The 23,373-nt window shown below is 54.7% G+C and carries 19 protein-coding genes; 12 read left to right on the top strand and 7 right to left on the bottom strand.

Going from position 1 to position 23,373, the window contains the following annotated elements:
• Positions 1 to 4: 4 nt before the first annotated feature.
• Together ACZA91_RS18730 and ACZA91_RS18725 are read right to left on the bottom strand one after the other, a co-directional pair.
• Positions 5 to 1,459 carry a DUF1802 family protein gene (locus ACZA91_RS18730; protein WP_463184037.1) on the bottom strand — a complete coding sequence of 485 codons (1,455 nt, stop codon included), beginning with the start codon at positions 1,457 to 1,459 and terminating at the stop codon, positions 5 to 7.
• A gap of 12 nt (positions 1,460 to 1,471) precedes the next feature.
• Positions 1,472 to 3,433, bottom strand: a complete 1,962-nt coding sequence (locus ACZA91_RS18725; RefSeq protein ID WP_463184035.1) for a hypothetical protein — start codon at positions 3,431 to 3,433, stop codon at positions 1,472 to 1,474.
• 151 nt (positions 3,434 to 3,584) lie between these two features.
• Here ACZA91_RS18725 and ACZA91_RS18720 point away from each other — a divergent pair.
• Positions 3,585 to 4,407 (top strand): IS5 family transposase gene (locus ACZA91_RS18720; protein WP_463184033.1). Its coding sequence is split into 2 segments (ribosomal slippage): positions 3,585 to 3,952 and positions 3,951 to 4,407, totalling 825 coding nucleotides; the frame shifts between segments, so codons are not numbered across the junction.
• A gap of 15 nt (positions 4,408 to 4,422) precedes the next feature.
• On the opposite strand, the gene ACZA91_RS18715 is transcribed toward ACZA91_RS18720, so the two are convergent.
• The 3 genes from ACZA91_RS18715 to ACZA91_RS18705 all read right to left on the bottom strand — a co-directional run bounded on the left by ACZA91_RS18715 (position 4,423) and on the right by ACZA91_RS18705 (position 6,623).
• A complete protein-coding gene (locus tag ACZA91_RS18715; RefSeq protein ID WP_463184031.1) occupies positions 4,423 to 4,809 on the bottom strand; it encodes a hypothetical protein in 387 nt (128 codons plus the stop codon).
• 62 nt (positions 4,810 to 4,871) lie between these two features.
• Entirely contained in the window at positions 4,872 to 5,534 is a 663-nt protein-coding gene (locus tag ACZA91_RS18710) for a hypothetical protein (protein WP_463184029.1), read from the bottom strand.
• Positions 5,535 to 5,915: 381 nt separating this feature from the next.
• Positions 5,916 to 6,623 (bottom strand): GDSL-type esterase/lipase family protein, encoded by a 708-nt coding sequence (locus ACZA91_RS18705; protein ID WP_242030771.1) that lies wholly within the window; start codon positions 6,621 to 6,623, stop codon positions 5,916 to 5,918.
• 450 nt (positions 6,624 to 7,073) lie between these two features.
• On the opposite strand from ACZA91_RS18705, the gene ACZA91_RS18700 reads away from it, so the two are divergent.
• From ACZA91_RS18700 to xseA, 7 genes are all read left to right on the top strand, one after another.
• Positions 7,074 to 8,165, top strand: a complete 1,092-nt coding sequence (locus ACZA91_RS18700) for an anthranilate phosphoribosyltransferase family protein (RefSeq protein ID WP_190530567.1) — start codon at positions 7,074 to 7,076, stop codon at positions 8,163 to 8,165.
• Between the two features lie 346 nt (positions 8,166 to 8,511).
• Complete coding sequence (locus ACZA91_RS18695) at positions 8,512 to 9,135, top strand: DUF3172 domain-containing protein (RefSeq protein ID WP_190530568.1); 624 nt, start codon at positions 8,512 to 8,514, stop codon at positions 9,133 to 9,135.
• Between the two features lie 27 nt (positions 9,136 to 9,162).
• Positions 9,163 to 10,203, top strand: a complete 1,041-nt coding sequence (locus ACZA91_RS18690; RefSeq protein ID WP_190530569.1) for a Ycf66 family protein — start codon at positions 9,163 to 9,165, stop codon at positions 10,201 to 10,203.
• Positions 10,204 to 10,383: 180 nt separating this feature from the next.
• Positions 10,384 to 11,178: an ABC transporter ATP-binding protein gene (locus tag ACZA91_RS18685; protein ID WP_347278325.1), complete on the top strand. Its 795-nt coding sequence runs from the start codon at positions 10,384 to 10,386 to the stop codon at positions 11,176 to 11,178.
• Between the two features lie 256 nt (positions 11,179 to 11,434).
• Positions 11,435 to 12,268 (top strand): ABC transporter permease, encoded by an 834-nt coding sequence (locus ACZA91_RS18680; RefSeq protein ID WP_190355109.1) that lies wholly within the window; start codon positions 11,435 to 11,437, stop codon positions 12,266 to 12,268.
• A 214-nt stretch (positions 12,269 to 12,482) separates the two neighbouring features.
• Positions 12,483 to 12,977 carry an adenylyltransferase/cytidyltransferase family protein gene (locus ACZA91_RS18675; protein WP_393014999.1) on the top strand — a complete coding sequence of 165 codons (495 nt, stop codon included), beginning with the start codon at positions 12,483 to 12,485 and terminating at the stop codon, positions 12,975 to 12,977.
• A gap of 3 nt (positions 12,978 to 12,980) precedes the next feature.
• Positions 12,981 to 14,261, top strand: coding sequence for an exodeoxyribonuclease VII large subunit (gene xseA, locus ACZA91_RS18670; protein ID WP_463184025.1), 1,281 nt, complete (start codon positions 12,981 to 12,983; stop codon positions 14,259 to 14,261).
• A gap of 162 nt (positions 14,262 to 14,423) precedes the next feature.
• On the opposite strand, the gene secA is transcribed toward xseA, so the two are convergent.
• Complete coding sequence (gene secA, locus ACZA91_RS18665; RefSeq protein WP_463184023.1) at positions 14,424 to 17,228, bottom strand: preprotein translocase subunit SecA; 2,805 nt, start codon at positions 17,226 to 17,228, stop codon at positions 14,424 to 14,426.
• A gap of 283 nt (positions 17,229 to 17,511) precedes the next feature.
• Between secA and rlmD the strand changes: the two genes are divergently transcribed.
• The 4 genes from rlmD to ACZA91_RS18645 all read left to right on the top strand — a co-directional run bounded on the left by rlmD (position 17,512) and on the right by ACZA91_RS18645 (position 21,769).
• A complete protein-coding gene (rlmD, locus tag ACZA91_RS18660) occupies positions 17,512 to 18,882 on the top strand; it encodes a 23S rRNA (uracil(1939)-C(5))-methyltransferase RlmD (protein WP_463186476.1) in 1,371 nt (456 codons plus the stop codon).
• Positions 18,883 to 18,917: 35 nt separating this feature from the next.
• Positions 18,918 to 20,294, top strand: coding sequence for an AAA family ATPase (locus ACZA91_RS18655; RefSeq protein WP_190355106.1), 1,377 nt, complete (start codon positions 18,918 to 18,920; stop codon positions 20,292 to 20,294).
• A gap of 29 nt (positions 20,295 to 20,323) precedes the next feature.
• Positions 20,324 to 20,980 carry an SAP domain-containing protein gene (locus tag ACZA91_RS18650; protein ID WP_190355105.1) on the top strand — a complete coding sequence of 219 codons (657 nt, stop codon included), beginning with the start codon at positions 20,324 to 20,326 and terminating at the stop codon, positions 20,978 to 20,980.
• A 162-nt stretch (positions 20,981 to 21,142) separates the two neighbouring features.
• Positions 21,143 to 21,769, top strand: a complete 627-nt coding sequence (locus ACZA91_RS18645) for a hypothetical protein (protein ID WP_463184021.1) — start codon at positions 21,143 to 21,145, stop codon at positions 21,767 to 21,769.
• Positions 21,770 to 21,838: 69 nt separating this feature from the next.
• On the opposite strand, the gene ACZA91_RS18640 is transcribed toward ACZA91_RS18645, so the two are convergent.
• Entirely contained in the window at positions 21,839 to 23,341 is a 1,503-nt protein-coding gene (locus ACZA91_RS18640) for a TM0106 family RecB-like putative nuclease (protein WP_463184020.1), read from the bottom strand.
• Positions 23,342 to 23,373: the final 32 nt, after the last annotated feature.

Here is a 23,373-nt window from a genome sequence, read left to right as displayed (position 1 = left end):
TCGCCTAGATTTTTTCGATCGCCAGGTCGCGCAACCAAAAGAAGCGATCGTCCCGCCACTCACGACCCTTTTCGCGGCTTAGATAACCGGTGAGTGGGGAAGCCAGTTCGATCGCCACGCTGTGCAGATCTTCCATTTCCAGTAATTTTGGTGGCTGGGAAGTGATATAGACCGCGTGAAGCTCGACTGTGCTGGCTCCTCTATTTTGATTGTTACTTGTTAGTCGTTTCAGGCAATCAATCAAAAATGCACGAATTCGCAATTGTTCGATTTTTTCATCTATAAAGTTATTGATTTGGTCATCGGCTTCTTGAGCATAGGGCGGATTTTTTAGGCAATTTTCTAGCTCCCATAAATTCAACGAACCAGGATAGGAAACATTGAGCTTAACCAAGCGTTCTAGGGTGGTGGGTTTAATCAAATTCATACGGTTGCCTTGGGCTGTTTTTTGAGCATGGTGGTTGGGTTTACCAACAGAAATGACTAATTTTATGGCTTGTTCATAGTCTTCAGGATTGAGATATTTGTTACCAAGTTTCATAAGCTGCGAAAACACCCCATCGGGTAGCGTATCGCGGCTGCTGGATTTACATTCACCGATGATTAAATAGGGCGATTCACAAACAAAATCTAGACCGCCTGCGCCGCCAACACTATCGGGATCAAGGCTAGCTTTGGGGTTTTGATTGCGGTTAGAAAATCCCAAAGAAATCATGGCTTGGCGCACCAGCCGCTCGAATTCATTGCCTTCGCTGGATGCGCCGACTTTAGAAATTTTGCTCATCCAGGGACTGAGACGGGACGATCGCCCTGGCACGCGCCACCCCAAAAAGGCTTGGATGCGGTTGTCTAATTGTGTGGCGCTGGGCAGTGTGTTGGCTAAATCAGCAAGGGTGGATTGGAGGGCTTCGAGTTCTGAATGTTCGGGCGGCTGTCGATCGCGCAGTTGTTGCGATCGCCGTTTGAAAACCGCTTCTGGCAGCACCGGCTCAGGATTTTCGCCTGTGAAGGGACGGGGCATCACCACGCATTTTCCGATCGCGCTGAGGTCTTCAAAATCGTGCTCCAGCGGGTGGGGGGTGAGCAGTCGAAAAGCACGGACGGTGGCTAGGAATAAATGTCCTTTGGTGGCGATCGAGCGAGCGAGGAAATCCTCAGACCAAATGGTGAGGGCGGCGATCGCGTCAACGGCCGCCAAGTCGTCAATAATTTGGCATTCCACACAGGTGACGATCGCCCGGATGGCAGGGGGAAAGCTCTCGGAACCCAAATCTGCGAATCGGTAGGGGCGATCGTGTGATCGGGGATTGAGGCGATCGGGAATCGGCTGAAGCGCCAACATACGCTGGGGCTTGATGAACGTGGCGGACAACATCGCCAACATTCGCCCTTGCAACAGTGCTGAAATCTCAGATTCTGGCAAGCAGAGGGCGGCGGTGGGTTTGGGTTGTAGTTCCATGTGGCTGGATTACTAATTAATTTTGTCAACCACTTGCAAAGTCAATTCGTCCTCCAAATACCCCAGAGGAGCTAGCAGTTTTTCCGTGAGGGTTAGAACGCTAGAAATTCCCAAATCTGTTTCAATGTATAGCTCTACCTTTTCTAGGAAGATAGGCTTAAACATCCCCTCAGTTTTTTGAGAAAACCGAGCCTTTCGGCCATTGGATTCCAGCGCAACTTTGACAAATTTCTCGGCGTGTTTCTCTGCCAGTACTTGGTTAATGGTGATAAAGAACTCGCGCCAGCTCTTGACCGAATAATTTTCGCCACGCAGGGTAAAAGCACAAAGTTTTTTGCCTTTGTAATCAGACTTGAGAGTGAGTGACTGAATTGTCGATGCATCAGTGGGTGGAGTTGCGGGCTGGCTCGCGCCGTCTGGTTCTAAATCATCGTCGCCACTACCCACCAAAAAATCGATCAGGTCTTCTTCGTTGTCCTCGATCGCGCTGGTATCGATCAAATCATCGTCACCAATAATGATGCTGACGAGGGTTTCATCATCGATAATGCTCGGATCAATCAAACCCGATGGATCACTGAGAATTTCCAGTAAAATTTCATTATTCAGTGCAATTTCGCGAGAAAACTCCTGTACTTCTGCTTCCGTCAAGCCATAAATTGAAGCGCTTTCAAAGACGGCTTTTAGAGCCATCAAGACTTTCAACTGTTCCGGGTCAGGTTCAATATGTTCGCCGCCTTGGCGCTGGATAAAGTTCTGGTAGGTTTTGTAGGAATCCCAGAAGGTCTTGATCTTGAAGTCTGCGCCACGAATCAGACAGCCGCGCGTCAGCCCATAGGTTTTGTAGTCCACTAGGCGATTCAAACCGGCGGCAAAGGAGAGGCCCGATTGTTGCAGGACGGCTACCCCGATCGCGAAGGGTTTGTCCTGTTCGGTTCCGACAATCTTGAAGTTGATGTAGCCAGCATTTTTGGCTTTGGGTTCAATATTGGCGATCGCGGTAATCGTAGCCCCTTCGATTTTCTCGCCGGATTTTGTTTCACCGCTGATGGTTTGATTGACGACCAACTCAAAACAATAGCGCAGGTTTTCTGCAACAGTGGCGCTATCAGCCATTGCTTCGCGATAGTCGTCTTGCAGCTTCTCTTCGAGTCCTTTTTGAAAGCGCTCTTCCGGTGGAATCGGTGGTGCTGTCACCACAAAGTTCTCAGCACACCAACGTAGGGCATAACGAATTGGCGGTCGCTCCTTTTTACCAAGTTCCCTCAGCTCATTTTCATCAAAGGGATAAAATGGATCAGGCGGAGTTAAGCCTCGCGGCTCATAGAATTTCTTGGCTAGTAAAAACCTAACAAGCTTCGGCAAAGATTGACCATCAAGCTGTTTAAGGTTAATCGGATCGCCTGTACCAGCCGTCATACGATCAGCAGCGCCTGCTAATGGAACTACTTCAGTAGACCATGCGTTGGCAAACATAAATGATGAAAGAACTAGACCCCCGGCATCTACACCCTGATGTAATGAATCAAAAATTTGCTTAATTAAATAAGCCAGAATTTGTGTTGAAGAAAATCCCTGATCACTGACTTGCGGGATTTCTGTTTCATCAAAGCAAAGCAAAATAGGTCTATGTGCTGATAGCAACTTGAGTAGTGCCAGAGAAATCTTGAATGATTCAGGTTCCTTGGAAACTTCCGCCGTCGCCATGCTCGGAAGCCCCATTTCTTCTACACGCGCAGAAGATAGCTCATCACCACCCAGCCACTTGATGGCGTAGGGCGCATGAGGTTCCGAAAGCGTCCACAACAACGCCCGCAGCACATCAGGATCGACCTCTGGAAACAGTCCTTGGCATTTGTTCACCAAGGTTGTAATCAGGTCACGCCCCTGGGCCAAATGGCTGCGATAGAGTTTCCCAAAGCGCTTAGAAAAGACCGCAGGATCAAAAACTTGCTGACTCTTGGGATCGAGCAACGCTTTCTCGATTACGGATGCCGCCAGCAGTTGCCACTGAGAAATGCCCAGAATGGTTGACTGAGAGCTAATTCATAAAGAGAAGCTAAAGCCGACTTGGCAGCTCTAAATTCGGTTTTAGGCTAGACCTACCCGAAGTATCACCCAGCTCATGAGTCGTCTCCCGGTCATTGCCAATCCTACCCGCAAAGCCTATCCCAGTGATTTGAGCGATGATGAGTGGGTGCTCCTCCAGCCGCTGCTGCCCGCTCCTAAAGGCTTTGGACATCCGATAGAAGTTGATTTCCGAGAAATCCTCAATGGCATCTTTTACGTCCAGCGCACTGGCTGCCAGTGGGAAATGCTGCCTCACGATTTACCCCCTTACAGCACGGTCTACCATTACTTCCAGAAATGGCAACGGAAAGGAATTTGGCAGCAAATGCATGACCAGATGCGAGAGCAACTGCGGAGCAAATTAGGTCGTTCAGAGCAATCTAGTGTCAGTATCGGTGACTCTCAGTCGGTGAAAACGACGGAAAAAGGGGGTGGTCTACGGCTTCGATGGTGGCAAAAAGGTTAAGGGACGTAAACGCCACATTATCGTTGACTCGCAAGGGTTCCTAATGGGGGTGTTGGTGACTGAAGCGAATGCTTCTGAGCGACTGGGAGCGATTGTGGTGTTAGAGGAAGTGAAGGAGAAGCTATCTCGGCTAGAAGTTGTTTGGGTCGATCAGGGGTATTCCGGGAAAAAGTTTGCGGATGCTGTGAAGCGTGTGTGTGGTGAGAGTGTGCGCGTGGAGGTGATCAGCCGAATCGGTAGAGGGTTTGAGAGGTTGCCCAAGCGATGGATTGTCGAGCGGACGTTTGGCTGGCTGAACCGATTTCGGCGATTGAGCAAGGACTATGAGTTGTATTCGGAGACGAGCGAAGGGATGATCTACGGCTGCTTAATGCATTTGATGGTGAAACGATTAGCGGGGATGGCTGATTAATATTGTCTTTATAAATCAGCTCTGAGACAAGCTGCGTGCGATCGCCTGCCTGAGTTCGTAGTGAATTAAATTGATGTCGCCACAGAGCGAAAAGCTCATGTAAAGAAAAAAGCCATTTTGTCCCTCATAAATCCGTCGATGTAATCGACGAATCAAGTGACTTTTACCCACCCCCTGTTCAGCGGTGATCACAAACGAAGAAATTTTCTTTTCCGGATCTTTTACTGCTTGAGTTTCTTGCAGCTTACCCAGGATCAAATCAGATACCTGAGCGTGCAAGAAATCAACATCAACAAAATCGACATTCCAAACATCCTGGTGTTTAACAACAGATCGCAAGTTGAACGGGTTATATTCCTGAATAGCCTGGTGAATTTCATGCAGAGGGGAAGCACTTGTCATAACCCAAAACTCAACTTTGCGATCTGGTGTGCAAGGAACAAAACAGGAGCAATCAAGCCGCTCTACAGCAATTTGGCATAAAACCGAAGTCCACTAGTTTTTGTTTCAATTGAATCTTTGACCTGATCTTTTGAAGCCTCGGAGACGTTGCCCTTTTCCAGTTGGAAAACTTCGCTACTCTGCATTTCCAACAGCCATTCATCGAATTGCGTACGGGAGATGCGATCGCCCAGTTGCCGACGAATTTGGTAGATCGGCACAAAATTTTCGCAGCGATGTTCCTCATTCAAGAACTTGTGGGTGTCCAAAACCACCGTCTTGAATTCGTCGTAGGACGTAATTTTTTCGCCCGCCAAAACAGCCCCAGCCGCCGGAGCGGGAGCCTGTTGCAACCAATTCAACGCCGCCTGAGCATTTTTGGCACTCACCACCGTGCCCTTTTGTCCCTTTGTCCAAAACGTCAGTTTGCCCGCCCGCAATTCTTGATCCAGCCGCGCCTTGCCCGCCGCCGTCAGGGATAACCGTCCCCCGTTCTCGCTCACAGCTCCCGCTTGGAGCAGTGCATCCACCGCTTCCTCAAAATCCGAAACCTTGACCTTGCTGCCACAGCGAGATCGCGCCGTGTCGTCCTTACCCTTGCCACTAACTTTGCCTTTGCGAGGTACGCCCGCCCCCGTCATGCGTTCTAGATCCCACAAGACCAGCAACAGCAGCGTTGATTGCATCTCGCCTTACTCCTTTGTGACCCGTGCATGGATGAATGGATCACGTAAACCATGGTAAACGATTTTGCTGATTGCGGTTTGCGAAATCTAGAAAAAGTGAATTTTGAAAATGATTTTTTGAGATTTGCTTTAAAGGCGAAATAAAAATTAAACCTGTGATGAATCTATTACCAGAGGATGAAATTGATTTCTCAGGAAGCAAATAAGGGAGATTTTCGGCTGTTTTCTAAGCAGAACGCGCCTATTTGCGCTGGGAGGCTCAATCGTGGCTGATTGTGCTGATCACCTCATAAAAATCCTCCAACCGATGGCTAGATTGGAGGATGGGACTGAAGGAAAGGGCGATCGAGTGGTTGGGGATGGATTAAACCAAAACTGGTTTTAGGCGATCGGCTTGGTGTCCATGGCGGCAAGTTGGGCGATCGGTTGCCATGCGGTCACATCAGCCAGGAGACTTTCATAGCCCAGATCATTGGGGTGCAAACCATCGGAGCCGAGGCGCTGTTCAACCCAGGAAGCCCCACGCGCGAGCCACAATTCAAAACAGTCTAAAAACGGAATCCGTCGCGTCTCACAGGCCCGACGGATCACTTCTTTATATTGATACTGATCGGCGTGGTTGTAATACAAACACTCTAAGAAGGGCATTTTGCTGGGGTTGACGGGAATCATGCCCACAAACAAGACGGGACAGAGGCCCTGGGCCCGATCGAGCAAGGCTTCCACTTGCGGGCCAAAGATTTCAATGGGGGTCATGTTTTTGCCATCGGCCCGGCCCACTCGCGGCGAATCATTGGTGCCCACGGAAAGAATCAGGCGATCGGGCAGGCGATTGCGCAACTCGCCCCGGCTGCGAAATTCCAACTCCAGTCGATCGCTCACTTGGCTCACCTTGTCGCCCCGAACGCCCAAGTTATAAATCACATGGCCGGCTGAGTCGGGAGCCATCCACTGGCGGCGCAATCGTTCAACCCAACCGCCGCCACTGAGATCGCCGTAGCCATAAATCACACTGTCGCCCATGGCAATGATGCGGAGGGGTTGCGGTTGCTTGGGCCGAAATGGAGTCACCACGGCGTTATGGCGCATGACAGGAGACGCGATCGGAGCTTGCATAGGCTGCGGCGTGGAACGCGATCGAGAAAGGAATTGAGCCGGAATGTATCACTGCTGGGATGCTTGAGGCAATCACCCATCCCTAATCATCCTCACAGTGGGATTGAGCCTGATTCCGGGTCAAAGGAGCCGATCGGGACAGTTTTGGCGATGGTTGTGGCGATGGTTGCGGCGGCTGGGTCAAGGCTGGACAAATTCGGTTGGGGCAAAGTTGGGGGACATTCAGGGCGAATCCGGAGCGAATCCGGAGCGAATCCGGTTTGAACCAAAAGAACGCAACAGGCTACATCGGCCACCAAGGGAGTTTGCTAATCTCTCGATCGCCCTTGATAATACGCCCCGGACTGCCCAGGCCCCGACCGCCTCTCCCGCCAAACTCCGCTGAACCACCTTCAACCACCCGCAAGTAACCTGCCGTTTCCCATGAGCAAAGTCTTCCGCGAGCTGCTGAAAACCATCGGCAGCGGGCCCCACACAGGCAAAAATTTGGATCGATCGCAGGCCGCCGAAGCCATGCGACTGATGTTGACCCAGGCGGCCACCCCAGCCCAAATTGGTGCGTTTCTGATTGCCCATCGGATTAAGCGGCCCACGGGCGAAGAGTTGGCGGGCATGTTGGATGCTTACGCTGAGTTGGGGCCGCGCTTGGGGCCGATCGACCTCGATCGGCCCTTGGTCAGCTTTGGGATTCCCTATGACGGGCGATCGCGCACGGCCCCTTTGGGCATCGCCACGGGGTTGATCTTGGCGGCGGCGGGGTTTCCCTTGCTGTTTCATGGGGGCGATCGCATGGCCACGAAATATGGCATCACCCTCACGGAACTGTGGCAGGCCTTGGGTTTGGATTGGACTCGGGCCCGTTGGGAGCAGGTGGAACGGTGCTTGGTAGAACAGGGCCTAACCTACTGCTACCTGCCGAAGCATTTCCCCGAAACCTTGCCCCTGGCGGCCTACCGCGATGAAATTGGCAAACGGCCGCCCCTGGCCACCCTGGAGCTGTTGTGGTCGCCCTACCAAGGGCTCCAACATCGGGTGATGGGGTTTGTGCATCCGCCCACGGAACAGATGATGCGTGATGCCTTGGCGCTGCATCAAATTGAGTCTTTCACCACGGTCAAGGGCCTCGAAGGCAGTCCCGACTTACCGCACGATCGGACAGTAATCACGGGATTGGGGCAACCGGGCCGGTTCGATCGCCTCTGTCTCAACCCCTGGGATTTGGGATATAGCCAAAGCAATTTGCCCCTGGGGACGGCTGTTGAATGGGCTGAAAACTTGAGTTCCCTGTTCCAAGGGAACCATGGCCAAGATCACCCCTGGCGCACCAGTGTGATTTGGAATGCGGGTTTCTATCTTTGGCGACTGAGCAGCGCTGGCTCCGATCGGCCCGATGACTTCACCGATCGAACGCCATTGAAGAATTACTTGGCTCAGGCGGCCACGATTTTGGATCAAGGATTGGCCTGGCAGAAGCTTTTGGATCTGCGATCCCATCTGGCGATCGCCCCAGAATAGGCAAGAATGGGCAAGCAGAATCAACCCCAAACCGGTTAACAATTCCGGCCCAGAGGGGTCTGACTCCCATGTTAGACTCGCATGTGACTCATCAAAACGATCGACTATCGCTCCTCTGCACACGAGCGTCCCATCGGTGGGGCGCTTTTTCGTAGGTGAGCGATCGCTTGCAGGATACCAGACTCGTTGAAACTTTGGGGCTGGGAATCCCGATCGGGGCCCCAAGAGATCCACAAACCATGCATCAATCCAGACTGGATCAATTTAGACTGAAATCTAGACTGAGATTCAGATTGATGATCAGTTTGATGATCAGTAAATTCCTATCGGTGATTAACCATTGGCTATGAACCGCAAACGGCAACCCGCCCGCGATCCCTACCGCGATCGCGACAGTTATCGCAGTGATTATCGGGGAAACGCTCGCGAGTCGGCCGGGCGCGACGCGGATCGCGAACCGAGATCGGAAGGGCGATCGCCCGAACCACCCAAGAAAAAAGGCTTTAACTACACGGTGGTGGCGATTTTGGCCGGCGTGTTCATCCTGGGTATGGGCGTGGGCATTGGGTTCAGCTCTTCGGCCAGTGTTGATCCGCAAAATGTGGCTTCGCGGGAATTTATCGATCGGGCGGCTCCCAACCCGGAACTTTGTGCCCAATTTGGAGCCAGCGCCATTTCCATGAATGCGCGCATTTTTGTGACCCTCAGCCCCTTCAGTGTTTACGTGTCCCAGCCGGAAATGCAGCCCGGTTGCGTCATGCGCAGCAACAACTGGGCCGTGCTGCAACAACGGGGCGTGGTGACGGATAAACAGGTTTCCGAATGCAAAAACCGGATGAATACCTTTGCTTTCACCGGCAGCATTGACAGCAAACCCCGTGTGGACTGTGTTTATCAAAACGACTCGGCGGGGAACCTGTTCTTGAATCAGCCCGGCGTGGTTCCGGCCCAAGAAAGCGATCGTTTCTAGCGTGACCCACGGGGGAATAAAGACGGGATGTTGGCTTATGGATTGGCGATTTTAGTGGCGATCGGGAGCCTGTTGCTCTACGCGATCGCCCTGCGGTTTCCGATCCTGTCACGGCGTAGTGACGTGATTTGGAGCAGCTTTGGCCTGTTTTATGCCCTCGTGTTGTGGGTTTGCAGTGGTCAACTGCATGGGGCCGTGCTGCTCAGCCAAGGGGTGGTGGTGGGGTTGATGGCCTGGCAAGGGTGGCAAACCCTGGTGCTGCGCGAACAAGTGGCGCGATCGAGCCTGGATGAGGTGCTGGTTGCCGCGTTGCCCCAGTTCGATCGCTGGGCCGGGTTGCTGAATCTCTTTCGCCCCAGCCAGCCTAACTTGACCGGTTGGCAAGCTTTCCGCCAATCCCTCACTGGTTTTGGGATCGTGCTTTGGATCCAGATCCAGACCCAATTGGCCAACCTGCGAGCTTCCCGATCGCCCGGCAGCAGTCCTGCCCCAACGCCTAGCCCAGCACCCAAACCAACGCCCAGCCCAACGCCACCCCCGACCAACGCCGCAGCCGCGCCGCCCGCTCCGGTCAGCCCCACCACAGGCAGCGAAGGGCAAAGCACAGGGCAAAGTGCAGAGCAAAGCACAAGGCAAAGTGCAGAGCAAAGCACAGGGCAACCGGTTTACGTGCGCAAGAAATATCGCCAACCGCCGGAAGGTGCGCCCCCCAATCAGACTACGCCGTCGCCTGCTCCTTCCCCTGAGCCTGTGCCCGAGGGTTCCAAGCCCGTTTACGTGCGCAAGAAATATCGTCAGGCCCTGGAAAACTCATCTCCTGTCCCCAGTCCAAATTCTGTCCCCAGTGCAAACCCCGTAACGCCTGCCAATGCGTCGGCGGATTCACCGTCGCCCGCTGCTGCAAGACCGGACAACTCAGAACCGATCGCCCCCAGACCACCCCGCCCCCGACCCACCCCCTCGCGCACGGTCAAACTCGACGGGGCCAATTTGCCCGATGAAGTGGTGGTGGATTACGAAGAGTTGCCCCCGCGCCCGCCACGGCCCCGTCGCCCACCGGCCGGGTAAGGGGAGTTTGGGTGGTTCGGGAGGAACCGATTCGCACTCCTTCGCTTCCCAGACCGGTCAAAGCAAGCCGCTACAATGGTTAACAGCCGTGCTGAACGGTCGTTGGCCGCGTTCTGGTGAACAGCAGGAGCCAACCATGCTGGTTAACAGCGCTGAAGTTTGTTTTTGAGTGCCTGCCCCGTGAGTTCCACCGTTCCTCCAGTGCGATCGACCTTGCAACCCGCCATTTCCCTGAGCAACGTCACCAAGGCCTTTTCCACGGGAACCGTTGCCCTACAAGATGTGTCCCTCACGATCCACGAGGGCGAATTTTTGAGCTTGGTGGGGCCCTCTGGTTGTGGGAAAAGCACCATTTTGAGCCTGATTGCGGGTCTGAGCAGTCCCACCCAAGGAGATTTGACTTGGCAGATGCCGGACGCTCGCCGGAATTTGGCCTTTGTGTTCCAAGATTCTGCCCTGCTGCCTTGGGCAACGGTGCAGGAAAATATTCGGTTGCCATTGAAGTTGGCGGGAATTTCCCGATCGGCCAGCGAAGACCGCGTGGCCGAAGCGATCGAGCTGGTGGGGTTAAAGGGGTTTGAAAAATCCTTTCCCCGGCAACTCTCCGGCGGGATGAAAATGCGGGTTTCGATCGCCCGGGCGATCGTCACCCAACCCAAGGTGTTGTTGATGGATGAACCCTTTGGGGCCCTTGATGAAATTACCCGCAACAAACTGAATGAAGACGTGATGAATTTGTGGCATCAAAAGCGCTGGACGATCGCTTTTGTGACCCACAACATCTATGAAGCCGTTTATTTGTCAACGCGGGTGGCGGTGATGGGGGTTAATCCCGGGCGCATCGTCACGGAGCTGGACATTCCCGAACCCTATCCTCGATCGGAAACTTTCCGTCAATCTCCAACTTTTGGCCAATATCGCTACCAACTGGCGGAAGCGTTGGCCCTCGGCATGGGTGCGACGGTTCCCTTGTAAGGGTGTCAATGGGAATGGTGCAAATGTCGATTTCGCAAAGTTGACCCAATTTACTCAAAATTGACTGAGCATTAACTGAGCTTGAATTGCAAAATTCTGGTTTTGAATGGCGGGGAAACTCCCTACAATGATTCCAGAGCCACCCAGCAATTCCTTAAAAACTGCTTGAGAACTGCCGAAAACCCGCTGAAAGATCGGTTTTGAGCATTCCTTCCTGATCCTGAATCTTCTGAATTATTCCCGCAATTTAAAGCCTATGAGTCGCAGTCGTTCTCCCCTAATTTCCAAGCGATCGCTCATTCAGCGCGTTTTTTCCGCCGACGTGCTGGCCCCCTTGGGGGTGGGACTGACTTTTCTGTTGGCTTGGGATTTATTTGTGCAAATCACCGGACTGCCACCCTATCTACTCCCTCGGCCTGGCTTGGTGTTGCAAACCCTATTTGAAAACTGGAATGAGCTGTTTTCGGCCCTAATGGTGACGCTGCAAATTACGATCATTGCGTTTTTGGCGGCGGCAGTTTCTGGACTAGGGATTTCCGTGCTGTTTACGGTGAACAAGTGGATTGAACGGAGCCTGTTTCCCTATGCGGTGATTCTGCAAACCACACCCTTGGTGGCGATCGCGCCGCTGATTGTGATTTGGCTCAAGGATAATACGTTGGGAGCATTGGTGCTTTGTGCCTGGATTGCGGCCTTTTTTCCGGTGGTTGCTAACACCACCTTGGGGCTGAACAGTGTCGATCGCAACCTAACTAACCTCTTTAAGCTCTATAACACCAATCCTTGGCAGCGATTGATTTATCTCCGGTTACCCAGCGCGTTGCCCTACTTCCTAGGGGGGTTACGAATCAGCGGTGGCCTGTCCTTAATTGGAGCCGTGGTGGCGGAATTTGTGGCTGGAACCGGTGGCGCAAAATCAGGCATTGCCTATCAAATTCTAATTGCCAGTTATAACCTGCAAATTCCGAAAATGTTTGCAGCATTGTTGTTGGTGACGGGCTTGGGGATTTTGATTTTTGTGGGTCTTTCGGCCCTGTCCGATGCCCTTCTCAAAGACTGGCATGAAAGTGCTGTCAAGCAGGAAAGTTAGGTGGCTTGAAAGGGGAGCTTGAAAGCGCTTAAAAGTGGCTGACTTCCAATCCCTAATTTGCAAACAATCTCCCAACAATCAAACTCCCAACAATTAAACCCTGAAATTGAGCCTTGAAATTATCCCCATGACCGCCCCCTCACCCGTTGAAAATGCTACTCAGTCGATCGCCCTGGTGGCTCCGACCCTGACGGAAGGGTTTGAGTTGCCCTCAATGGTGAGCGATTTGGCAGGGCTGCAACGGGCGATCGCCCAGGATCCCGATCGCTGGCGACCGTTGGTGTTCACCAATGGCTGCTTTGATTTGCTCCATGCGGGCCACGTGCGCTACCTGAATGCGGCACGCGCATTGGGGCGATCGTTGGTGGTGGGGTTGAACAGTGATCAATCGGTGGCGGGCTTGAAACCAGCGCGGCCCGGGTTTCCCCCTCGCCCGATCGTGCCCCAAGCCCAGCGGGCGGAGGTGTTGTTGGCGCTGCGGGCGGTGGCGGCGGTGGTGATTTTTGAGCAACCCACAGCCACGGCACTGATCGAAGCGTTGCAGCCCGATATCTATGTCAAAGGGGGCGATTATCGGGTGGAAACCTTGCCGGAAGCGCCGGCCGTCTTTGCCGGAGGTGGCCGCATTGAGCTGGTGAAAATTGAAGTGCCCAGCAGCACCAGCGGTTTGGTGGAGCGGATTTTGGCGGCCCGTCCCCAGGAGCCATAGGCCATGGCGGAAGATTGGGCTGCGGAGTTGGCCCCCAGCAGCGCCACGGAACCTTGGTCAGTGGCCACCCTCAACCAGTGGCTGAAGGATTGCGTGGAGGCGGAACCGGCGCTTCATCGGGTTTGGGTGATTGGGGAGGTGTCCAGCGCCAAGCCATTTCCCAGCGGCATCTATTTCACTTTGACCGATCGGGAGGCAACGGCCGCGATCGGCTGCGTGGTGTGGCGAGGCCAGGTCGATCGACTGGCGAGCTTGCCCGAACCGGGTCAGCAGGTGATCGCCTTGGGAGAATTGCAGCTTTGGCCCAAACGGGGCGAGCTGAAGCTAGTGACCTGGCAACTGCTGCCGGCCGGGGCGGGTTTGCAGGCGCTGCGAATGCAACAGCTCCACGATCGCCTGGCTGCCGAAGGATTGTTTGATCCCGATCGCCGTCGGCCGCTGCCCGCTTTTCCCCAAACCGTGGCGGTGATCACGTCTCCTCGCGCGGCGGCCTGGGGAGACATCCAGCGCACCTTGCTTCAGCGCCATCCCGGCTTACGGGTGTTGTTTGTGCCCGCTTTGGTGCAGGGCGATCGGGCCCCAATCAGTCTGATGCGGGCGATCGCGCAAGTGGTGGTGGATGGTCGAGCCGATTTGCTGATTTTGGCCCGGGGTGGCGGGGCCACGGAGGATCTATCCTGCTTCAACGATGAGCAACTGGTGCGCACCCTGGCAGATTGTCCGATTCCCGTGATCACCGGCATTGGTCACCAACGGGATCAATCCCTTTGCGATCGGGTGGCGGACTGGTGTGCCCACACGCCCACGGCCGCAGCGGAACGGGCCGTGCCGAGCCTGGCGGAGTTGCGCAACCGCTGGGCTGAACAGGCTTTGGGCCTGAAGTTAGCCATGGATCGCTACTTACAGGATCGACTCGATCGGGTGGATCTGCTCCAGCAACGGTTGGGACGGCTACGCCCCGATCGTCAATGGCAGCGGGAAACGGAGCGGCTGACGGATCTTCGGCGGCGGTGTTGCATGGCCATGCAACACCGGCTCGATCGGGAACAGCAACGGCAACGGGCTCTCAACCAGACCCTGCGATCGCTGGATCCAAACCAAGTGTTGCAACGGGGCTATAGCTTGGTGCGCGATGATCAAGGGGCGATCGTTCGGCGGGCGGCCCAAACCCAACCGGGCGATCGACTCCGAATTCAGTTGGCCGATGGGTGGTTAGAGGTGAAAGTGATTCCACCCCCAACCGAGATCGCGCAACTCTCGATCGACCTTGATCCGTCGCCCTGAGAGGATGTCTGCACAGTCAAAACGGCAACCTTGTGAATCTCGAACACAGACAATCGATCAGTTACAGACAAGGGGCTTAAGCCCCTTGCTTAGACGACGACTGGTGTTTTGCAAGCGTCCCAAGGACTTCTCAGATATCCTCTGGGGCTGTCTAAATCTGCCCTAAACCGTTTCCGGTTCGCGTTCCTGGACTTGCGGTTGGAATTGGAACAGGGAATAAACCACATTCCGGCGCATGTTGGTCATCATGTCCAAGAAGAGTTCATAACCTTCGCTCTTATATTCCACCAGCGGATCCTTCTGGCCATAGCCGCGCAGGCCCACCGTTTCCCGCAGCGCGTCCATCTGCTGCAAGTGCTCGCGCCAGAGGGTGTCAATTTGCTGAAGGATGAAATAGCGTTCCGCGTCGCGCATCAGGCCAGGGCGCAGGCTGTCGATTTGCCCTTCCTTGATGTCGTAGGCAATCCGCACTTGCTCGGCCAGGAAAGTCTTGATTTCCGTAGGGCTGAAGTCCTCAATCTGTTGGGGAGTTAGGTCTTGGATGGTGCTGACAAATTCCTTTACCTTGTCCACCATCTTCTCCAGATTCCATTCCTCCGCTGGCAAATCGGGGTTCACGTAGGCATCCACAATGTCGAACATTGTCCGCTCGGCATATTCAATCACCCGCTCTTTCAGGTCTTCCCCTTCAAGGACGCGGCGGCGCTCGGCATAGATGGCCCGACGCTGGTTATTCATCACCTCGTCGTATTCAAAAACCTGCTTCCGAATGTCGTAGTAATAGGTTTCGACTTTCCGTTGGGCCCCTTCGAGCGATCGGGTCAGCATTCCCGACTCGATCGGCATGTCCTCTTCCACGCGGAACATTTGCATCAGGCCGGCCACCCGATCGCCCCCAAAGATCCGCAGCAGGTTATCTTCCAAGCTCAGGAAAAACCGAGTGGAACCGGGGTCACCTTGGCGACCCGCCCGCCCGCGCAACTGGTTATCAATCCGGCGCGATTCGTGGCGTTCCGTACCGATCACATGCAGGCCACCCAGTTGGATCACCTCTTCATGTTCACTGTCGGTGAAGGCTTCGTATTCCCGGCGAATTTGGTTGTAGGCTTCCCGCAGACCTTGCACCACTTCATTATCGGTGGGGGCCTTTTCCGAGGCGATCGCCAACAGTTCTTCGGCTTCTAGCTCCGGGAGCGATCGCTCGCCATAGGTCTTGACCGCAAAGGCCACCGCATCCTTCAGCATCTTTTCCGCCTCGGAGGTAATCGGCGTGGGGAAAATTTCCGGAGCCGCTTGCCAGGTTTTGCGCTTCTTGTTCGAGTTGCCAAAGCCCTGGGCCTTTTGCCGGCCACTCAGGCCCGCCACCTGCATCACCTCAAACTCATCTTCCTCTTCCAGGCGCACCAGCTTGGGCATCAGGTATTCCCGCACCTTCAGCCGGGCCATGTAGTCCGCGTTCCCGCCCAAGATGATGTCCGTGCCGCGACCGGCCATGTTCGTGGCGATCGTCACGGCTCTGCGCCGCCCCGCCTGGGCCACGATTTCCGATTCCCGCTCCACGTTTTCCGGCTTGGCGTTCAGCAGGTTGTGGGGAATGTTGCGCTCCGCCAGCAGTTCCGACAGCAATTCCGACTTTTCAACGCTCGTAGTTCCCACCAACACGGGGCGACCCATTTCGTGCATTTCCAAGCACTCTTCGGCCACGGCCTTCCACTTGGCCACCTCGGTTTTGTAAACCACATCCGAGTAGTTCTTCCGCGAGTTGGTGCGGTTGGTGGGAATGATCGTCACTTCCAAGTTGTAGATCTTCTCAAACTCGGCCTCTTCGGTTTTGGCCGTGCCGGTCATGCCCGCCAGTTTGGGATAGAGCAGGAAGAAGTTTTGATAGGTGATGGAGGCGAGGGTTTGGGTTTCGTTCTGGATTTCCACCCGCTCCTTGGCTTCGATCGCCTGGTGCAAGCCATCGCTCCAGCGGCGACCCGGCATCACCCGCCCGGTGAATTCATCCACAATCACCACTTCCCCGGCCCGCACGATGTAGTTCACATCCCGCAGGTAGAGTTCCTTGGCCTTCAGGGCGTTGAAGATGTAGTGGGCCCAGGGATCTTCCGAATCAAACAGATCCGTAACCCCCAACATTTGCTCGGCGGCGATGAAGCCCTCATCACTCATGATCACGTTGCGGGCTTTTTCGTCCACTTCGTAGTGGTCATCGCGCACCAGTTGCCGCACCAGCTCATCGGCGGTCAGATATTTTTCGGTGGGGCGATCGACCTGGCCAGAAATGATCAACGGGGTGCGGGCCTCATCAACCAACACCGAATCCACTTCGTCAATCACGCAATAGTTAAAGGGCCGCTGCACCACTTCGTTGATGGTGGTGGCCATGTTGTCGCGCAGATAATCAAACCCTAGCTCACTGTTGGTGGCGTAGGTGATGTCGCAAGCATAGTTCCGGCGGCGCTCTTCGGGACTCATGCCCTGCTGAATCAGCCCCACGGACAGGCCCAGGAACCGATGCACCTGGCCCATCCACTCGGCATCCCGGCGGGCCAAGTAATCGTTCACCGTCACCACATGCACCCCACGACCCGTGAGGGCGTTCAGGTAGGACGGCAGGGTGGCCACCAGGGTTTTTCCTTCCCCGGTTTTCATTTCTGCAATTTGCCCGTTGTGCAGCACAATGCCGCCCAGGAGTTGCACATCAAAGTGGCGCATTCCCAACACCCGCTTGCCCGCTTCGCGAACCACGGCGAAGGCTTCGGGCAGGATGTCGTCTAGCAGTTCCTTGCGTTCGCTGTCGTTGCGGGCTTGGGCCAGTTTTTGGCGAAATTCGGCGGTTTTGCCCCTGAGTTCGTCGTCCGACAGCTTCGCGATGTCCTCTTCAAGGAGGTTGACTTCCACCACGTCGGGTTGGAACCGCTTGAGTTTGCGGGCGTTGGGGTCTCCCAGCAGAGCTTTCAACATGGCAGGCGATCGGGTGGCGTACTAGGCGAGATAATGGGGGCCAATGCAGTTGGCCGGTGGCGATCGCCCGATCGAGCGTCATGACGCGATCGAGCTGTGGCGCGCCTCCATCGTATCACCGCACCTTTGCGCCGGGCCGGTTCGGTTTCCCGTCGCGGCCGGTGCAGGAGCACGATCGACCGGAGGCCCAGGGCCCACAACGCCACTCAACCGCATTGGCCCGCCGTTGCACGCTATTGAGATTGAGGCCGATCGAGCCATGACCACCACCCTTGACAATCAGATGAACCAACCGGAATGGAAACAGGGGGCGGCGATCGAGCTGGAAATTACCGACCTGGCCGATTCGGGGGATGGCGTGGGCCGTTGGGCCGATCGGGTGGTGTTTGTGCCGGAAACCGTACCGGGCGACTACCTATCGGTGCGGCTGTTGCAGGTGAAACCCACCTTTGCCCGGGCCAAAATTTTGTCGATTCTGGATCCTTCGCCCGATCGCGTCCGACCCGGCTGCATCGTGGCGGACAAGTGCGGCGGTTGCCAATGGCAGCATGTGGCCTATGGATCCCAACTGCTGGCCAAACAGCGACAGGTGGAACAGGCCCTCACCCGGCTCGGCGGCTTTGAAGAGCCACCCGTTTTGCCCATTTTGGCCGCCGCTGCCCCCTTGGCCTACCGCAACAAAGCCACCTATCCCGTGGCTCCCGGCCCCGATGATCAAATTCGGGCGGGCTATTACCAAAAGGGCAGCCACAAAATTGTGAACCTGAACCAATGTCCCGTACAGGACGATCGACTCGATCCCCTGCTGCGACAGGTGAAGCAGGACTTGACCGCCAGCGGTTGGGAACCCTACGACGAAACCACCCACACGGGCACAGTGCGTCACTTGGCCCTACGAATTGGGCGGCGCACGGGCGAAATGCTCCTCACCCTGGTGGTACGCGACTGGGAAGCGCTGCCCGGTTTGGCCACCCAAGCGGAACTGTGGCGCGAGCAATTTCCGCAGTTGGTGGGGGTCTGTGTGAACCAGCAGCCCCAGCGCAACAACGTGATTTTTGGGCCCGAAACCCGCTGCGTTCTGGGGCGGACGGCCCTGGAGGAACACCTGAATGGATTGGTGTTTGAAATTCGCCCGGAAACCTTCTTTCAGGTGAACACCGACCAAACGGAAGAACTGCTGAAAACCATTCACCAACAACTGGCCCTGACCGGCCGGGAAATTTTGGTGGATGCCTATTGCGGCGTGGGAACCCTGACCCTACCCTTGGCCCAGCGAGCCGGCCGGGCGATCGGGATTGAAGCCCAAGCGGAAGCCGTCACCCAAGCCCGCCACAACGCCGAACGCAACCAGCTCACCAATGTTGAATTTCAGGTGGGGAAAGTGGCGGATCTGCTGCCCCAATTGGGACTGCAACCGGATGTGGTGTTGTTGGATCCGCCCCGAAAAGGTTGTGAGCCGGGCGTGATTGAAGCCTTACGGGCGATCGCCCCATCCCGCATTGTTTACATGAGCTGCAAGCCGGCCACCCTGGCCCGAGATTTGAAGCTGCTCTGTGAACAGGGACAATATCAGCTCGATCGGGTGCAGCCAGCGGACTTTTTCCCCCAAACGCCCCATGTGGAATGTGTCGCCTTTCTGAGTGAGCGCCGTTAAGATGATATGGGCGATTGAACTCCCTTAACTGTCCTATGGCCAATGAACCAGTCCTAGCTCAAGCACTCCGCACTGTGCCCGCTCCCGCTCCTGAGGCAGTTGTCATCCAGAACTTTGTTGACACTCTGATGGATGTCTTGGGGTTCGACAAGCAAAAACGAATTCCCCAATTCGCCACGGGCCAGGGTGCAGATCACGTTGACTTTGCCGCACGTTATGACGATTCAGAAGGGCGATCGTTCATTCAATCTCCCGTGGATCCCTACTTCCTGGTGGAAGCGAAGGGAACCGATAGCAATTTAAGTTATGGCACGCCGCAATATCGATCAACCTTCAATCAATTGCGGCGCTATCTGCTAGCGCCCAAGTGCAAAAACGCCCAATGGGGATTGATCATTAATTCAGTCCACATGCAACTTTTTCGGAAGCACCATAAGGTGATTTTTCCGGCCACTCCCTGCTTGGAAATTAAACCCGAAACGATCGATCAAGTGGTTCATGACCAGATTGCTCCCCTGTTGCGCCAACCGTCCCGCGCCTTGGTGGTTGCGGTTTACAACAACAAAGGCGGCGTAGGCAAAACCACCACCACCATTAACCTAGCCAGCCTTCTCAACTTCATTGGCTATTCAACCTTGGTGATTGATTTTGACCCAAACCAACGGGATTTAACCGAAACCCTGGAGGTTACCAGTCAATCGCCAACTCTGTTTGACTGCTTGGATGACGATCGACTTGATATTCATGAGGCGATCGCGACCTATCGCAAGCTCGACAAAAAAGCCAACAAAGAATATGGCATTGACATCCTACCTGCCCCAAAAGTTGAAGATCTCAAGACCGATGACCCGAATAGCAAGGGCATTGACATCAACGATTTGATTCGCAAAATTGGCTATCACAAACTCAAGAAAGCCATCGACTCCCTGCGTTCTGAGTATGACTACATCTTCATTGATTCACCACCCAACTGGCAATATTTCAGCCAAGAGGCGGTTTATGCATCTGACGTGATCTTGATGCCAGTCAAGCCCAACAATGTCTACTCGATCGACAACGCCGCCGAAGCAATTCGCGAATTTTTTCCAGCCATTCAGGCCAAGCGACAAGATGGCGGCCCGATCGCCCTTCCGATTTTCTTCAATGGCGAAAAACTCTCCAATTCTCAGCACCAGCGCGTGCGAGTTTACCTAGAAGAGTTAATTGCACGCCATAAGAAAGACTATAAATTTGACCTTACACCCTACTTTTTTCCGCGATTGACCAATGCTCGAAAAGACTATCGGGTTTTTGAGCTGGAAAATCATGCCGAAATTTCTGGAGCCAGCTTCTCGCGCTTGCCAGCGGTCTATGCCCACAAAACCGCTCGTGACTATTACCTGAATCTTGCCAAGGAGTACTTCATCCAATGAGCAATGTTGGGAATCTGATGCATCTTTGGATGCACAAAGTTCGGTCTGGATTGCCCACAGCCGCGCCCAGCTTTTTGGTGCAAGGCGCAGCAGACATTCTGACACGATCGGGCGGATCAAACTGGTTGCCCGTGGTGGTTCGAGAAATTCAAGACCCTGAATATGACTATGAAGTAATCGGCAACTCTTTTGTTTATTCAGCAGCCGCAGAAGCCGGACTCGATCGCATTTGGTGCGTGGTGGCGGAAGATAGCGAACTCGCGATCGAGGTGGCGCGGGTTTTATCGCAGGAAATTGCACCCCGCATTAACCTTAGCTCTGCATCCTATGACCAAATTATTGAAGCGCTAGAATATGTGGTGAGCCAGCCAGACACACCGCTCAAAACCTTGAAAGTACAGCTCGCAGCTCCCCGGATCAGCGAAGCCCCCCGAGAAACTTGGTCAGATTTGGAGCCAATCACAAAGCTAAAGTGCGGCATCACCAAGGGACCAAAGCTGGATTATTTACAGCGCGTTTTTTACATTACGCCGCCGCCATTGCCTCCAATTCCAGAATCATCAATTTTGAAATCCTTGAAGGTCAAAGAACTCAAGGATCTGGCGCGGTTGCATGGTCTGGCGAGCAAACCGAACCCCAAGAAAAACGACTTGGTTGCTTTGTTGGATCAGGCACGCTCAAGCTAACAAAATTCGTCAAGCGGGTTGACCGAGTGATCATGCAGCCCCCAATGATTCCCGATACGGTGATTGAGTTTTCAATCATCGATCGGGAAATTTATTGCATTAAACCGAAATTCTAAAAGCACCTTTCTGGTTCCGAAATCTCATCCAATTTCAATCCTAATCATGCCATTCACACATTACAAAACCATCGCGGATGTTTTGGCGGAGTTCCCGATGACTTATCAGGAAACATCTTTCCTTGAACATCACGACCTCGCGATCGATCCCAGCTTTGTGGATCGCTTGCAACTGGTTTTGACCGAAGGCATGGTTTTCAATTCGGAATATGCGATTTGCGAAAATATTATTTCGCCGATTTTGACAGAAGTGTGGCGATCGTATGTGGGAGAGTTGCTGATTTGGAGTCATCAACCGTTGCGCTACAGCGATCAGCTTTCGGGCACGCCGGATTATGTGGTGGCGCGGCGATCGCCCCGAGGGAAGGTGTTGTTTGAGCAGCCTTATTTGATTCTGATTGAAGCCAAGCGAGATGATTTTGAAGCGGGCTGGGGTCAATGTTTGGCGGAATTGTGGGCGGCGCAACGGTTGAACCAAGAGGGCGATCGCCCGTTGTTTGGCATTGTCTCCAACGGGAAGTTATGGGAATTTGGGCGGCTGTGGGGCGAAACCTTCACAAAACACCCGACGGGCTACACACTCGATCGATTGGCTGAACTGATGGGGGCGATCGACTGGATTTTCGCCATGAGTACCAGGTTGCCCATCATGTCATCGGGGCCAGCCAATTGATCTGCCGCGTAGTCATTTTCATCACTTACATTCATCACCAGAATTTCAAATTCATTGCCCAAATTATTTCTACGGAACCGTAACAGGATTAGCCAACTCTGATCGCGTTGCGAGTTGCTTTTGATGGAACTGTTCGAGCCAGTGTTTGACCCGATAGGTGGCCAAACAATCGTCTTCGTTGTAGGTGACGATCGCCTCTAAATAGGAGCGATCGCCCGTTTTCAGCCAGCGATCGTACCAATAAACCGCCTGGGAACCATTGGCCGTGCTGTCTCGCCACCCAAACCCCAAATACCCAGCGATTTGCTTCAGGGCATAGCCTTCCACCGGCAACACCACCGTTTGCGTCACCCAAGCATGGACATCCACAAACCGATCGAGCAGACGCTCTAGCCGCTGACTGGCGCAACCATAGAGCTTGGCCAGGCGCTTGCTCGCATCCCGCTCATACTCACAAAAGTGGAAAATCGGCGCGGTGGGGTAGCGATCGACCAGCGCCAAAAAGTCATCCCAAACCCGCTGCTCATCCTCGGGGGTTTCCGCCAGGAAGCGGTGAAACGTCGGCTCCGGCTGCGATCGATCCACCACCAACACGCCCAGCAGGTAATCCAGCGAAAGATCCGGCTCCGCTTCGATGTCGAAATAGAGTTCCACCGGAGCGGCGGGCAGGCGATCGGGCGACCAGGCCTCGCGGCTGGCCAGGGCGATCGGCTGTTGGGTCAAGGTGGCGCGGGTTTGCACCAACACCGCTTCCGCCGCGCCGTCAAACTCGGGAAACTCCTGGAGCCGATCGAGCGGTGTGGCCGCCAACTGTTCGATCGTCTCGATTTTCAGCCGCTCCAACACCCGGTAGCGGGCAGGAGTCACGCCCGGGATCAGCGACAGGTGCTTGGCTTGCCGCGCTCGATCGGTGCAGTCGCCCACCCAATGGCAGAGGGAACAGCGGTTGCGGGAAATGAACAGATCCGGCTCCCGATCGTCCTCCATCAGCGTGTCGATTAGGTTCGCCAGCAAGTCTTGCACCTGCTTCAGCCGTGTCCGCAAGTCCACCCAATGGGGCGATCGACCGCGCAGCACCACCCCCGCCTTAGCCGGAGCCGCTCCCTGAATCATTGTCAACAAATCCGCATGGAGCGCCGCCACGAGCTGATATTCCAGCTTCGGCTTCTTGCCCAACCGGATATCCACCGGCTCATAAATCCAATCACCAAAGGCCGACTGGCCCGGCCGTTTCACCAACAAATCGGGATGGCCCACCAGCTCCACGCCGGGGATTTCCTCCACCCGCAGCAGCCCCCCGACAATCAACCCTGCCCCCGCTTCCATCAGGGCCAAAGTAGCCGCCGCGCCCGCATCCCGATCGCCCCGGCGAAACTGCGGCCGCACTAGCTCCAGTTCCAGCTTCTCGGCAATTTGCTGGGCCGCATCGCGCTTGTGGCGATCGCTCTCGTCGTGGAGTTTTTGGATAAAACCGGCCGTGGGGGCGCGCCGACGGGGATCGCCATAGAAATCCAAAAAGACGCGCCGGGGGCAGCGCTGAAAAAAGAGTAGGTCGTCAGCGGTTAGCAGCATGAAACTAAAGTTAACCGATCGCACGATAGGAT

This window comes from Limnothrix sp. CMB-01, assembly GCF_055193175.1.
This window is presented reverse-complemented; position numbering and strand designations above follow the sequence as displayed.

Bases quoted from the DNA above. Each gene is read 5' to 3' on its own strand.
- ACZA91_RS18690 (WP_190530569.1), top strand. From the start codon at position 9,163: ATGTTGGCTTATGGATTGGCGATTTTAGTGGCGATCGGGAGCCTGTTG.
- ACZA91_RS18645 (WP_463184021.1), top strand. From the start codon at position 21,143: ATGCCATTCACACATTACAAAACCATCGCGGATGTTTTGGCGGAGTTC.
- ACZA91_RS18640 (WP_463184020.1), bottom strand. From the start codon at position 23,341: ATGCTGCTAACCGCTGACGACCTACTCTTTTTTCAGCGCTGCCCCCGG.
- ACZA91_RS18710 (WP_463184029.1), bottom strand. From the start codon at position 5,534: ATGCAATCAACGCTGCTGTTGCTGGTCTTGTGGGATCTAGAACGCATG.
- ACZA91_RS18680 (WP_190355109.1), top strand. From the start codon at position 11,435: ATGAGTCGCAGTCGTTCTCCCCTAATTTCCAAGCGATCGCTCATTCAG.
- ACZA91_RS18655 (WP_190355106.1), top strand. From the start codon at position 18,918: ATGGCCAATGAACCAGTCCTAGCTCAAGCACTCCGCACTGTGCCCGCT.
- ACZA91_RS18715 (WP_463184031.1), bottom strand. From the start codon at position 4,809: ATGACAAGTGCTTCCCCTCTGCATGAAATTCACCAGGCTATTCAGGAA.
- secA (WP_463184023.1), bottom strand. From the start codon at position 17,228: ATGTTGAAAGCTCTGCTGGGAGACCCCAACGCCCGCAAACTCAAGCGG.
- xseA (WP_463184025.1), top strand. From the start codon at position 12,981: ATGGCGGAAGATTGGGCTGCGGAGTTGGCCCCCAGCAGCGCCACGGAA.
- ACZA91_RS18700 (WP_190530567.1), top strand. From the start codon at position 7,074: ATGAGCAAAGTCTTCCGCGAGCTGCTGAAAACCATCGGCAGCGGGCCC.
- ACZA91_RS18675 (WP_393014999.1), top strand. From the start codon at position 12,483: ATGGTGAGCGATTTGGCAGGGCTGCAACGGGCGATCGCCCAGGATCCC.
- ACZA91_RS18650 (WP_190355105.1), top strand. From the start codon at position 20,324: ATGCACAAAGTTCGGTCTGGATTGCCCACAGCCGCGCCCAGCTTTTTG.
- ACZA91_RS18730 (WP_463184037.1), bottom strand. From the start codon at position 1,459: ATGGAACTACAACCCAAACCCACCGCCGCCCTCTGCTTGCCAGAATCT.
- ACZA91_RS18705 (WP_242030771.1), bottom strand. From the start codon at position 6,623: ATGCGCCATAACGCCGTGGTGACTCCATTTCGGCCCAAGCAACCGCAA.
- rlmD (WP_463186476.1), top strand. From the start codon at position 17,512: ATGAACCAACCGGAATGGAAACAGGGGGCGGCGATCGAGCTGGAAATT.
- ACZA91_RS18695 (WP_190530568.1), top strand. From the start codon at position 8,512: ATGAACCGCAAACGGCAACCCGCCCGCGATCCCTACCGCGATCGCGAC.